Here is a 12,502-nt window from a genome sequence, read left to right on the forward strand (position 1 = left end):
TCCTGGACCTTCTTGATCCGCTCGCGGATCTGCCCGGCCGTGGCCTCCGCGCTGGGCGGCCCGCCGCAGACGCGGCGCAGCTCGGTGTGGATCACGCCGTGTGGCTTGCCGCTCTGGTGGACGTAGGCGCTGACCATCGTGTTGAGCTGCTTGCGCAGCTCCATCAGCTCCTTGTGGGACACCACGGGCCGCCGCTCGGCGGGCAGTTCGAGCAGGTCGGCCTCGTCATCGGGCTTCTGCCTGCTGTGCGCGATCTGCCGGGCCTGCCGCTTCTGCAGGAGCAGCTGCACCTGGTCGGGCTCCAGCAGCCCGGGGATGCCGAGGTAGTCCTGCTCCTCCTGGCTGCCGGGGTGGGCCTGCATGCCGAACTCGGCACCGTTGTACATCACACGGTCGAAGACGGCGTCGGACTCCAGCGCCTCGAAGGGCAGCATGTCCTGCTCCCCGGTGTCCTCGTCCTGCTGCTTGTTCGCCTCGTCCATCTCCTTCTCGGACTCGGCGTACGGGTCCTCGTCCTCGCCCGCCTTCTTCGGGCGGTCCAGGACGTGGTCGCGCTCGACCTCCATCTCGTTGGCGAAGCCGAGGAGCATGGGGATGGTCGGCAGGAAGACGGACGCGGTCTCGCCGCGCCTGCGGGAGCGCACGAAGCGGCCGACGGCCTGCGCGAAGAACAGCGGGGTGGAGATGGTCGTGGCGTACACGCCGACGGCGAGCCGCGGCACGTCGACGCCCTCGGACACCATGCGGACGGCGACCATCCAGCGGTCGTCGCTCTCGCTGAACTCCTCGATCCGCTTCGAGGCGCCGGTGTCGTCGGACAGGACGACGGTCGCGCCCTCCCCGGTGATCTCCCGGATCAGCTTGGCATAGGCCCGGGCCGAGTCCTGGTCGGAGGCGATGACCAGGGCGCCTGCGTCCGGGATGGCCTTGCGGACCTCGGACAGCCGCTGGTCGGCGGCGCGCAGCACGTTCGGCATCCAGTCGCCGCGCGGGTCGAGGGCGGTGCGCCACGCCTGCGAGACGGCGTCCTTGGTCATGGGCTCGCCCAGCCGGGCGGCGATCTCGTCGCCGGCCTTCGTGCGCCAGCGCATGTTGCCGCTGTAGCTGAGGAAGATGACCGGCCGGACGACGTTGTCGGCGAGGGCGTTGCCGTAGCCGTACGTGTAGTCGGCGGCGGACCGGCGGATGCCGTCGTTCCCCTCCTCGTACGTGACGAAGGGGATGGGGTTGGTGTCGGACCGGAACGGCGTACCGGTGAGGCAGAGGCGCCGGGTGGCGGGCTCGAACGCCTCCAGGCACGCCTCGCCCCACGACTTGGAGTCGCCGGCGTGGTGGATCTCGTCGAGGATGACGAGGGTCTTGCGCTGCTCGGAGCGGTTGCGGTGCAGCATGGGCCGCACGCCGACACCGGCGTAGGTGACGGCGACGCCGTGGTACTCCTTGCTGAGCGGGCCCGCGCTGTACTCCGGGTCCAGCTTGATCCCTATCCGCGCCGCGGCGGCCGCCCACTGCTTCTTCAGGTGCTCGGTGGGCGCGACGACGGTGATCTGCTGGACGACGTGGTGGTGCAGCAGCCACGACGCCAGGGTGAGCGCGAAGGTGGTCTTGCCCGCGCCGGGCGTGGCCACGGCGAGGAAGTCGCGGGGCTGCTCCTGGAGGTACTTGTCCATGGCGGCCTGCTGCCAGGCGCGCAGCTTGTTGGCGGTACCCCAGGGGGCGCGGCCGGGGAAGGCCGGTGAGAGGTGATGGGAGGCGGTAGTAGTCACGGTCTCCGATTCGGGCTCTCGGACGCGGGGGCGCGCACCGGGGGTGCGCGCCACGACAACCGGGCCACCCTACCGGGGGCCCGGAGCCCGTCCGGGCCGGACGGCGCCGTGACCTCGGGGACTGCGACGGGGGTCACACGGTGAGCGCGGCCAGCCGCTCAGCGATGGCCTTCACCTCGTCCTCCCGCCCTGTGGCGACGTCGATCACGAGCTGCTCCGCCGCATCGATGTCGGGGCGGAGGTCCACGCCGTTCATGGCCAGGAACGTCACGCAGGAAAGCCAGGCCGTGCGCTTGTTGCCGTCGAAGAACGGGTGGTTGACGGCCAGGGACTGGAGCAGGGCTGCCGCCTTCTCCAGGACCCCGGGGTAGGCCTCCTGGCCGAACATGGCGGCCGAGGGCCGGTGGACGGCCGACTCGAGCAGCCCCGCGTCCCGAACCACCACGTCCTGGTCGTCGATCGCGTACCCGGCGATCGCCAGGACGTCCTCGGCGGAGAGGTAGACGCAGGTCACTTGAGCCGCTCCAGCAGTTCATGCCACTTGGCCGCCTGCTCCTTGGCCGTCTTGCGCACGATGACTTCCTGCGCGGTGCGCGCCAGGTAGTCGTCGACCGCCTTCAGCACTATCGCGTGCATGCTGGCACCCTCGGCCTCGGCGCGCCGCTTCAGAGCATCGGTCTGGTCGTCACGAAGACGCAGGTTCATAGCCATACCAGAATGGTACTACCGATGGGGTCGTTCTGGTACCACGTACGCCGGGCCGCGGCTACCGCGCGCCGGGCGCCGCCCGCACCCGAGCCGCCACCCACGCCCCCAGCAGCGCGACGCCCGCCATCGGCAGGAAGACAGCCGCGAAGGCCACGGGGTGCGAGCCGGCGGCGGCTCCGCCGACCGCCCCGTGCCCCGCCGCGACGGACCCGCCGCCCAGGGCGGCGAAGGCGGCCCCTCCCGCCGCGAGCAGCAGCACGTTCGACAGCCCGTCGGAGATCTGGAGCGCGGCCGAGTTGCTCCCGGCCTCCTCCGGCGCGGACAGCTTCAGCAGCAGCACGCTCGCGGAGGAGATCACCAGCCCCATGCCGAGGCAGCCGAAGCCCCAGGCCACACCGACGGTCCACACCGGCACCGCGGGGATCAGCACGCTCGGCACCACCGCGATCGCCGCCGCCACCATCACCATGCCCAGCACCATCAGCCGCTCCCGGTACGGCTCCACGGCGGGCCGCGACTGGACGAACGACCCGAGCGCCCACGCCGCGCCGCCCACCGCGAGCGACATGCCGGCCATCGTCGGGCTCAGCCCCCGCTCGGTGACGAGCATCAGCGGGATGAACGACTCCGACGCGATGAACGCCCCCGCCGCGAGCCCCCGCAGCAGCACCACGGACGGCAAGCCGCGGGCCGCCCGGAACGTGCCGCGCGGCAGCAGCCCCAGCGCCGCCGGGACCATCAGCGCTGCGCCCACCAGGGCCGGGGCTGCGGAGATCCACCGGAGGTCCTGCCCGGCGTACTGGAGGAGGCCCGCACCGAGCGAGATCCCGAGCGCCAGCCGCAGCCGCCGCCCGTCGAACGCGGCCGTCGGCGCGTCCGGGTCGGCGGGCCCCGACGCCCGGCTGCGGATGGCGGGCAGCGCGAGCGCCAGCGGCAGCAGCACCAGCACGGGGATGCCGAGGAAGACCCACCGCCACCCCAGGTGCTCGGTGACCGTCCCGGCGGCCAGCGGGCCGACGACCGACGGGATCACCCAGCTCGCCGCGAACGCCGCCATGATCGAGGGCCGCAGCCTCTCCTCGTACGCGCGGCTCACCACCACGTACAGCGCGACGATCAGCAGGCCGCCACCGAACCCCTGCACGGCCCGCCCGGCGATGAACAGCCACATCGCCCCGGCGGTCCCGGACAGCGCCAGGCCGGCGCCGAACGCCACGATGCCGGTGGCCAGCGCCGCCAGCGGCCCGTCGCGGTCGGCCCACTGCCCGGCCAGCACCATGCCGAACAGGCTCGTGGTGAAGAACGCGGAGAACGCGAAGGCGTACAGCGGCACCCCGTCGAGCTCCCGCGCCGCGACCGGCATCGCCGTCCCCACGGCGGTCGCCTCGAACGCGATCAGCAGCACGACGGAGACGATGCCGACGGTCAGCGCCCGGTGCTCCCGGTCCAGCACACTTCCGCCGCCCCCTTTCCCCACGGAGGGAAGGGGGGCGGCGGGTTCAGCGGCGGTGTCGGGGGGCTCAGGGGCACTCATACCGTCCAGAGTAAGGGGCGTAGACCCGTATAGCCCCTGAGAATGGTCGGACCCGGGCTCAGCCCTTGGTCGTACGCCTCCGGCCCCGCGGCTCACCCGTCACAGGCCCGCCGCAACTCCGCGATGTCGATCTTCTTCATCTGCATCATGGCCTCGGCGGCACGCTTCGCCTTCTCCGGGTCGGGGTCGGTCATCATCTCGTCGAGGATGCGGGGGCTCACCTGCCACGACACCCCGTACCTGTCCTTGAGCCAGCCGCAGGGCCCCTCCTCACCGCCCTCGCAGAGCCGCGACCAGTAGTAGTCGACCTCCTCCTGGTCCTCGCACACCACGGACAGCGAGATCGCCTCGTTGAACGTGAACTGCGGACCGCCGTTCAGGGCGATGAACTGCTGGCCGTCCAACTCGAACTCGACGGTCATCACCGTCCCCGCCTGCTGCGGGGTCCCTTCCGGGTACCGGCTGGTCCTCAGGACGCGCGAGTCCTTGAAGATCGCGATGTAGTGCTGGGCCGCCTCCTCCGCCTCGGTGTCGAACCACAGGCACGGCGTGATCTTCTGCTGCATGGCGGGACTCCTTCCGTCCGTGTCCCTTCAGTCGAGTAGACCGGCGGCGCCCGCGAAACTCATCGCCCGCCGCGCCGCGCCGTGCTGCGCTGAGCCCCGCCCACCCACCGGCGGAGGCCACCGACGCCACCGCCGGCCGGGCCGCATCCCGCCCTCGCGGGCTGCCGCACTCACGCAACGGACGCTGGCGGCTGATCGGGCACGGCCGGCGCGTTGGTGCAGCCCAGGGCCTTGACCATGACCTGAGCGGAGTGGAGGAGGTGCGCGAAGTGCACCCGGGGGTCGCGGTCACGGGTGAGGCCGTCGGTGAGCATGCCGATGACCGGAGCCCGGTCCGCCTGCTCGGCCGGGGCATCCGCCATCCGACAGCGGATGATGACCCAGTAGGCCGTCGGATCCCAGGAATACGGTCGGGACAGCAGGACATCGTCATTCACGGGGACGATGCCGCGCTCGTCGCTCTTCTGGTAGAAGTCAAAGCCGGCATAGGACGAGCCGTACGACAGGCTGAGCACACCGGCATCGGGTTCCTGCTGCTTCCTCACCGAGCACATGGTCGCGAAGTCGGTGCTCCCCCAGCCTGACTTCTCCGGGCTCCAGGCACGCAGGTTCCCCTGCACGAGAGTGCGAGCCTCGTCGACGCTCTTCTGCGACCTCCATCGGAGCGACTTCGAGGCCGTCTGACCCTCGACCCATGCGACGGCAGCGTCACCGAGCAGTTGCTCACACGTTCTCGGACCCCCGCTGGGGCTTCCCCCTGCCTTAGAACCAGGTTCCGATGTACAACCGGCGACAGCCACAAGCAGGGCCAGCACCACCACGCTCTTGATCCTTCTCATCGTCACCATCCCCGCGCGTTGTCGGTGTCGGCGTTCTGAGCGCCTTCGCCGTACCTTCCTTCAGCGGCCGCCATGAGGTCGCTCACCTCACTGCGGGGCATCCCGCGCGCCTCCGCCCAGTTGAGCAGTGGTGTCGCGGCCCGCTTCTCCCCCGCTTCCCGAGCTGCGTCGAGTCCGTCAATGGCCTGCTGGCTGTTGTCGAACTTGTTGTCCTGCAACCACTGCATCGTCTCGGTCTCGACCTGGGTCTCGACCGCGCCGCCCACCGTCTCGATGGCGATGGGGATGAGGATGGCGCCGACGCCGGTACCCGTGACGAGCGCCGCCCCGACGCCAACGCCGGCGCCGACCAGGGCGGAGGTGGCGTAGCCGCGCCACGCGGCCTGCTTCTCCAGTTCGAGGTTCCGCTGCTCGGCCTCCTCGGCGAACTCCTTACCGATGGCTTCCGAGCGGACCTCGTCGAGGAAGCCATGCAGATAGACGCTCCGCAGGCCCACGTGGCGGGCGGAGGCCACGTCGTCGCCGTGGGCGGCCATCGCGCTGGTTCCGTACACCTGCTGCGCGACGGACACCGTCTCGTACGCCTCCCGGTCGGAGGCCAGCGCACGGAGGAAGGCTGTGCTGTCGGCGCGGTCGAAGTCACGGAGGTGGTGCCGGTCGGCCCCGTAGAGAGCGTCGCGGCCGATGGCCTCACCGCTGCCGCCGAAGTTGTCCATGGAGTACGTGAGGCTGTCGATGTGGCCGGCCGCCATCCTTGCGAGGCTCCCGCGGATGCCGTCGTGCGCGTCGATCTCGCTCGACGACCGGTAGTGCTCCACGAGCCGTTCCATCAGCTCCGTCCGCTCGTTGCGGGCCACGACCTGCTCCTGAGTCCGCGTCGGGGGCACAGACGGCGACCCGTCGTCGTAGGCGAATCCCAGTGTCGCCGACTCCAGGGCATGCCCGAGGAACTCGTAGCCGGCGATCTGCCGGTCGAAGCCCAGTGGCCACGCCCGGTTGTCCTTCTCGTCCTGCCCCGTCCCCAGCAGGTAGTCGAGGTTGTCGACCCTCTTGGGACCATCCTCGTCCCCGCCTCCGGTGTGGTCGCCGAAGAACCTGAGCGCTGCCTCCGGGTTGTGGCCGAGCGCCTCCAGGAAGCCGTTGAAGGGATCGTTGGCCTTGCCGGACGGGTCGTACGGATAGGCGAGACGGTGGGGGACGACAGTGGACGAGGACCAGAGCTCGTACGGGCCGCCCCGCTTCCCGCTGTCCCGTTCGAATTCGATGAGCTTCTCGCCGTACGAGGTGAGGAAGTCGGTACCCCACGTACCCTTGGTCATCAGGCTGCTCACGAGTTGGAAGCCGTACGGCCCTCCGGGGCGGAGCCGCTCGTCGCCCGACGCGAGGACGCCCGCCTTCCACTCGTTCATGGCCGGGGAGTCCACGTGTGTGGCCGCGGCCAGGGTCAGGCTCAGGTTTTCCTGCACCGTGGCCAGGATCGTCCCGCGCTCGCCGTCGGGCAGGAAGCTCTGCCGGGGGTCGGCAAGGTCCTGCCAGAATCTGAGAGTGCCCTCGGCGCCCAGTCCCGTCGCGAAACGTTCGGCGAAGGCGGGGTTGTCGCGCTGGTACTCCATGACCGCGTTGAACCGGCGCAGCTCCGCCTCCGTCAGCGCGTCTCCCTTGCGGGCGAGGCCGACGAGCAGGTCGGCGTCCTGCCTGCCCTGATGCCGGTCCGCGTCCTGAAGGCTCCTGTGGCCGGTCTCGTCGAAGTCGTGGGCGCTCTCGGCATGGCCTCGCAGCGCACGAGTCGCGATCCGGTCGACCTCGTTGGCCGCGGCGAGGATGGAGCCGACCTCGGCCGCAGCCGCGTCAACATCCTCCTGGGTCGCCGAGGTGTGGGTGGAGTTGTCCGGTAGCTTGCGGGAGACCGGGTGTGCACCACCTGCGTCGTCAAACCTGACGTGCTTCGCCGACCACTTGTCGACGGCGGCCACAAGGTCGCGGTGGTGCTTGGCGAGTGCGGTGTGCGCGTCACGCAGGACGGCGTGGATGCTGCGGGCCTCGGTGACGATGTCGGTGAACTGGCGTGCCGTCGTGACGGTGAACGCCTTGGTGACCGCAGCGTTGTCGCCCTGCCAGTCGGCGCCTTCGGCCCTGGCGGCGAAGTCGGCGGCGTTGACGTCGTCCCCGCCTTGCGCGAGGGCGGCAAGTTTGCGGACCATCTGCTCCCAGTCTTCGACCGCCGCCTTGAGTTTGCCGAGGCGCAGGTCGTGCAGTTCCCGCAGGGTGATCATGGTTCTGTATGGCTCCCGCTCACTTGATCGCGTCCCAGACACGCGACACGGAGAAGTCCGTCACTATCTTCTGCTCGTCCTCCGCATGTGCGGACCGCGAGTAGTCGAGGTGGTTCGAGATGTGGGCGCAGGCGTCCATGAGGGTGGAGAGTTTGGTGATCCACGCATCGTGTACGGCATACAAGGCGCTGCCCATGTCCACCCCGTCGGCGGTGAGTTCGGTGGCAGCTCCGGCTGTGGCCGCCCGCGCGTGGTCGCCATCTCGGGCCACCCTTTCCCGAAGCTGCCTGGCCAGGTCACCCAGCCCTCCGAGCACTTGGTCGCGGACCACGAGATCGGCCCCGTCGACGGTCGAACCGCCCTGTGACGCCATCTGGTTGAGTCGCATGCGCGAGGCGGCCTCCCCCTTGGCCCGTTCCCATTCGTCCCACACCACGGACGCCTCCCCCGGCGGCAGTTCGACGTAGCAGAGCGCTACTCCCCGACGCGTGAACGCTAACGCGTTGCGCAATCGATGTGCCAACGGTGCTTGCAGTTCAGCGTGTTGGCTGTGATCCAGCGGTCGGGCCGACTGCCCGGCCACCCCGCACGGCGGCGGGTCCCGTCCGCCGCCGTGGCGTGGGTGTGCCCGCGGGTCGAGGAGTCGGACGCTGCTCGCCCGGATCTCGACGGCGAAAGACCAGCCCGTGCCCACTCGCCGATGGCACGGCGGCCCGCTGCCGTCGCCGGGGAGAGGAAGCCACAGGATGGAACCGAGTCCGGCAGCATGCGCCCCGATGCCCTCTCGCACGTGGCGGTGGCCCTGCTCACGGCCTTTTGGAGCGGGCTCGCGTTCGTCTGGTGGTTCTCCCTCTCGCCCCTCTTCGAGCAGGGCCCGTGCGGCACGCGGTACGGGGGCGCACCGTGCCCCACCGGAACAGGTGGGCGGATCACGCCCTGGTGGTCGTGGCTCCCCTTCTGATGCTCACGACCGGTGTCTACAACCACATGGTCTATGGTCCCGAGCGGCGGGGCCACGAGATGTACAGGCTCGTGCTGCTGGGCGTGCCGCTCGTCGGGCTCGCCCGGCTGCTCCAGGCGGACGACTCCGGCTTCTGCACCGCGGCCGGAGCGGTGGCGTACGGGCCGCGGCCGTCACCGTGGTGGTGTGGACGGCACGGGCCATCGGTCTGCGCGGGACGTTCTGGCTCATGCGGACAGAGCGGATGGCCGTGCTGGGTGCGGACCCCGCCTCACGGGTCCTGTCCCCTCTGCGGAACGCGGCGTTCCTCGCCGCGAACACGGCGGGTGGCCTCGCCGGCTTCCGGGCCGCGTACGCCTTCCTGGGGTGAGGGAGCAGCAGCCGGGCGCGCAGGGCGTGGTCTCGGCCGCCACCGGCCCGGCGCCGGGGCGGCACGAGCTGGGGTGCAGCGACGAGCGCCGCGCTCCCTACGACGTCACCACCGCCGCCTGCGGGCGGATGGGGAGGCGGTTGACGGGGCGGCCGGTGGCGGCGCGGACGGCGGAGGCCACGGCTGCCGGGGTGGTGACGACCGGGACGGCGCTGGCGGGCTTGGCGCCGAACGGGGCCACCACGTCGCGTTCCTCGACCAGGCGGACGATGCGGATCGCCGGGGCGTCCAGGGCCGTCGGCAGGGCGTAGCCCGTCAGGTCGGGGTGGCGGACCAGGCCGCGGGGGGTGCGGAGGTTCTCCGTGAGGGCCGCACCGAGTCCCTGGGTGACCCCGGCCTCGATGCGGGTGGCCAGCTGCGCCGGGTTGAGGACGCGGCCCACGTCCTGGGCCACCGCGAGTTCCACGACGCGGACGCTGCCCAGTTCGACGTCCACGTCGACCACCGCGCGGACGGCGCAGAAGGCGAGGCCCACGAAGGCGTCGCCCTGGCCGGTCTCGTCCAGGGGTTCCGTGGGGTGGGGGCGGCACTGGGCGGTGGCCCAGAGTTCCTTGCCCTCCAGGGCCTCGGCGACCGTGGTGGACAGCACGCCGTCGTAGGAGGTGATCTTGCCGTCGGCGATCTGGAGGAGTTCGGTGGACATGCCGAACGTGTGGGCCAGCGGCTGGAGCAGCTGGGTGCGGACCATCTTCGCGGCGCGTTCCACCGCCCCGCCCGACACCCAGGTGTGGCGGCCGTGCGCGGCGGCGCCCGCCGGGGGCTGGTCGGTGTCGACCGGCGCCACGTGGACCTCCTCCACGCCCAGGACGTCCTGGACGATCTGGCGGGCGAGGGTGGAGAACCCCTGGCCGGTCTCCACGGCGGCGCACAGGACCGTGGCGACGCCGTCGTGGACGCGGACCGTGGCCGTGGACACCTCGTCGGTGCCCTCCGCGCCCAGCATGTGCACCATGCCCAGCGCGTAGCCGACGCCCCGCCGGACCGCGCTCGGCTCGCCCGCGCCCTCCGGGCCGCCGGGCAACAGCCAGTCGTCGGCGGGGGTGTCCCGGGGCAGCGGCGGCAGGGGTTCGTCCCGCACGGCGGCGAGGAGGTCGGCGACGGGTGCCGGGCACGTCACCGTCTGGCCGGTGGGCAGCAGGTCGCCGGTGGCCAGGACGTTGCGCATGCGCAGCTCCGCCGGGTCCAGGCCCAGCTTCGCGGCCAGCTTGTCCATCTGGCCCTCGTAGGCGGCGCACACCTGCATCGCGCCCTCGCCCCGCACGTGGCCGGACGGCGGGTTGTTGGTGCGGACCGCCCACCCCTCGACGAAGGCGTGCGGCACCACGTAGGGGCCGCAGGCGAAGGCGACCGCCGCGGCCAGGGAGTCCGACGACGCCTCCGCGTACGCGCCGGCGTCCAGCAGGATCTGCGCCTCCACCTTCACCAGGCGGCCTTCGGCGTCCGCGTGGTGGCGGTAGCGCAGCAGGGTCGGGTGGCGGTGGGCGTGGCCCAGGAACGACTCCTCGCGGGTCGCGGTGAGCTTGACGGGGGCGCCGGTGCGCAGGGCGAGGAGGCCGAGCGGGATCTGGAAGCCGGGGTCCTCGCGGTCGCCCGTCGCGCCCGGCACACCCGTCACGACGATCTTGACCTGCTCGGGGGGCAGCCCGTAGCAGGCGGCGGCCAGGTCGCGGTCGGTGTGCGGGTCGGTGGACGCGGTGTAGATCTCCACGCCGCCGTCGGGCCTGGGCACGGCGAGGGCGGCCTCGGCGCCGATCGGTGCGGGGTCCTGGCGGCCGATGCGGTACAGGCCCTCGACGATCACCTCGCCGGTCGCGGCGGGGTCGCCGTAGCGCAGCGGGATGTGGCGGATCAGGTTGCCGTCGGGGTGCAGCGGCGGTGCGGAGAACGCCTGCTCCGGGTCGGTGACCGGGTCGAGGAGTTCGTAGTCGACGATGATCGCGGCGGCGGCGAGCCTGGCCGTGTCCGGGTGGTCCGCGGCGACCGCGGCGATCGCCTCGCCGTGGTGGCGGACGGTGTCGGAGGCGAAGACCGGCCGGTCGGCGATGGTACGGCCGTAGGCGCTGTCGCCCGGCACGTCGGCGTGGGTGACGACGGCCCGCACCCCGGGCATGGCGGCGGCGGCCGACGTGTCGATGGAGCGGATGCGGGCGTGGGCGTGCGGTGAGCGCAGGATCGCCGCCCACAGCAGGCCCTCCGCCCAGAGGTCGGCGGCGTACGGGAAGGTGCCTTCCGCCTTGGCGCGGGCGTCGGCCGACGGCAGCGACGCGCCCAGCCCGAGCACGGGCTGCTCCTGCTCCTGGTCCGGGTCCCGGTCCTGCCGGGGGGAGTCGACCGCCGGGATGGCGGTGGCCGCGTCGTTGCTCACGCCGTGCCTCCGTCGTGCGGGTGGGGAAGCTGGTGCGGGATGCGTACCTCGGGTGGCTGCTCGTCGCCGGCGCCGGAGGCCGCCCGGGCGGCGGCCCTGCGCTCGGCGACGACCTCCTGCACGGCGCGCAGGGCGCCCTGGTAGCCGGTGCAGCGGCACAGGTTGCCGGACAGGGCGCGGCGGGCCTCCACGTCGCTGGGGGCGTGGTTGCCCTCCAGCAGGTCGTGCAGGGTCATGGCCATGCCGGGGATGCAGAAGCCGCACTGGACGGCGCCGCAGCGGGCGAGGGCGCGCTGCACGTCGGAGGGCTCGCCGCGGGCGGCCAGGCCCTCGACAGTGCGGACCTCGCTGCCCGCGGCGGTGGCGGCGGGCACCAGGCAGGACGCGACGAGGCGGCCGTCGACCTGGACGTTGCAGGCGCCGCACTCGCCCTGCGAGCAGCCGTCCTTGGCGCCCGCGAGGCCGAGGCGCTCGCGCAGCACGTAGAGCAGGGACTCGCCGATCCAGGCGTCGCTGACGGGCCGGTCGGCGCCGTTGACCCGCAGCACGTAGGAGACGTGCGGGTGTTCGTCGCCGGCCGGGGCCGGGGACGGCGCGTCGGGCTGCTGGGGGGCGGCCTGCGGGAGCGCGTCGCCCGGTTCCGGGGCGGCCGGTGCGCCCTGCGGGGCCGGGGCGCCGGTCGGTACGGGGCCGTCCGGTCGTGCGTCCGCGTGGTGCGTGCCGGCGCCGTCCGGGTCTGCGGAGGCCCCGGCCGCGCCGGGTGTGCCGTCCTGCGGCGTTCCGCCGGTGTCCGGTGCGTGCTCCGGGCCCGTCGGCGCGCCTGGACCGGCGCCCTCGTCGGGGTCCGCCGCGCGGCCGTGCCCGCCGGTCGTCTCCAGGGCGGGGGCGCCCGGGTTGAACGGGGCGGCTCCCGGCGCCGTACCACCGGGCGGCACGGGAGAGCCGGCCGGGACGGCCGCCTCGGGGGCCGCCGCGGGGCCGGGGCCGGGTGCCGGTGGCGCGGGCGGTTCCGGCAGGTCGGCAGGGGCCGCCGCGCCGGGCGTGTCCGTGCCGCCGGCGG

The 12,502-nt window shown here is 72.5% G+C and carries 11 protein-coding genes; 1 reads left to right on the forward strand and 10 read right to left on the reverse strand.

Annotated elements, in window-relative coordinates:
* The 8 genes from BJP40_RS28155 to BJP40_RS28190 all read right to left on the reverse strand — a co-directional run.
* The coding region (locus BJP40_RS28155; protein ID WP_071283216.1) for a DEAD/DEAH box helicase at positions 1-1,766 on the reverse strand (1,766 nt) is incomplete at its 3' end.
* A gap of 133 nt (positions 1,767-1,899) precedes the next feature.
* Positions 1,900-2,280 carry a type II toxin-antitoxin system death-on-curing family toxin gene (locus tag BJP40_RS28160; RefSeq protein ID WP_071283218.1) on the reverse strand — a complete coding sequence of 127 codons (381 nt, stop codon included), beginning with the start codon at positions 2,278-2,280 and terminating at the stop codon, positions 1,900-1,902.
* On the reverse strand, positions 2,277-2,477 hold the full coding sequence (locus BJP40_RS28165) for a ribbon-helix-helix protein, CopG family (protein WP_071283220.1): 201 nt from the start codon (positions 2,475-2,477) through the stop codon (positions 2,277-2,279). Before BJP40_RS28165 ends, BJP40_RS28160 begins: the two co-directional genes overlap by 4 nt.
* A 55-nt stretch (positions 2,478-2,532) precedes the next feature.
* On the reverse strand, positions 2,533-4,008 hold the full coding sequence (locus BJP40_RS28170) for an MFS transporter (protein WP_071283222.1): 1,476 nt from the start codon (positions 4,006-4,008) through the stop codon (positions 2,533-2,535).
* 92 nt (positions 4,009-4,100) lie between these two features.
* Positions 4,101-4,574, reverse strand: coding sequence for a VOC family protein (locus BJP40_RS28175; protein ID WP_071283224.1), 474 nt, complete (start codon positions 4,572-4,574; stop codon positions 4,101-4,103).
* 170 nt (positions 4,575-4,744) lie between these two features.
* A complete protein-coding gene (locus tag BJP40_RS28180; RefSeq protein WP_143066045.1) occupies positions 4,745-5,119 on the reverse strand; it encodes a hypothetical protein in 375 nt (124 codons plus the stop codon).
* Positions 5,120-5,415: 296 nt separating this feature from the next.
* A complete protein-coding gene (locus BJP40_RS28185; RefSeq protein WP_071283227.1) occupies positions 5,416-7,686 on the reverse strand; it encodes a DUF6571 family protein in 2,271 nt (756 codons plus the stop codon).
* A gap of 19 nt (positions 7,687-7,705) precedes the next feature.
* Positions 7,706-8,197 carry a hypothetical protein gene (locus BJP40_RS28190; protein WP_226962626.1) on the reverse strand — a complete coding sequence of 164 codons (492 nt, stop codon included), beginning with the start codon at positions 8,195-8,197 and terminating at the stop codon, positions 7,706-7,708.
* Between the two features lie 679 nt (positions 8,198-8,876).
* On the opposite strand from BJP40_RS28190, the gene BJP40_RS34715 reads away from it, so the two are divergent.
* Complete coding sequence (locus BJP40_RS34715) at positions 8,877-9,017, forward strand: hypothetical protein (RefSeq protein WP_177204502.1); 141 nt, start codon at positions 8,877-8,879, stop codon at positions 9,015-9,017.
* Between the two features lie 97 nt (positions 9,018-9,114).
* Here the strand turns inward: BJP40_RS34715 and BJP40_RS28205 are convergent, their stop codons facing one another.
* Together BJP40_RS28205 and BJP40_RS35990 are read right to left on the reverse strand one after the other, a co-directional pair.
* Positions 9,115-11,442, reverse strand: a complete 2,328-nt coding sequence (locus tag BJP40_RS28205) for a xanthine dehydrogenase family protein molybdopterin-binding subunit (RefSeq protein WP_071283234.1) — start codon at positions 11,440-11,442, stop codon at positions 9,115-9,117.
* Positions 11,439-12,502: (2Fe-2S)-binding protein (locus BJP40_RS35990; RefSeq protein ID WP_256220834.1), on the reverse strand; the 1,064-nt coding region annotated here is incomplete at its 5' end. The genes BJP40_RS35990 and BJP40_RS28205, both read right to left, overlap by 4 nt.

The organism is Streptomyces sp. CC53 (genome assembly GCF_001865245.1).
Taxonomy (GTDB): Bacteria; Actinomycetota; Actinomycetes; order Streptomycetales; family Streptomycetaceae; genus Streptomyces.

What these genes read in the sequence shown, in the direction of transcription:
- BJP40_RS28165 (WP_071283220.1), bottom strand. Translation starts at nt 2,477, where the DNA reads ATGGCTATGAACCTGCGTCTTCGTGACGACCAGACCGATGCTCTGAAG.
- BJP40_RS28170 (WP_071283222.1), bottom strand. Translation starts at nt 4,008, where the DNA reads ATGAGTGCCCCTGAGCCCCCCGACACCGCCGCTGAACCCGCCGCCCCC.
- BJP40_RS28175 (WP_071283224.1), bottom strand. Translation starts at nt 4,574, where the DNA reads ATGCAGCAGAAGATCACGCCGTGCCTGTGGTTCGACACCGAGGCGGAG.
- BJP40_RS28185 (WP_071283227.1), bottom strand. Translation starts at nt 7,686, where the DNA reads ATGATCACCCTGCGGGAACTGCACGACCTGCGCCTCGGCAAACTCAAG.
- BJP40_RS34715 (WP_177204502.1), top strand. Translation starts at nt 8,877, where the DNA reads ATGCGGACAGAGCGGATGGCCGTGCTGGGTGCGGACCCCGCCTCACGG.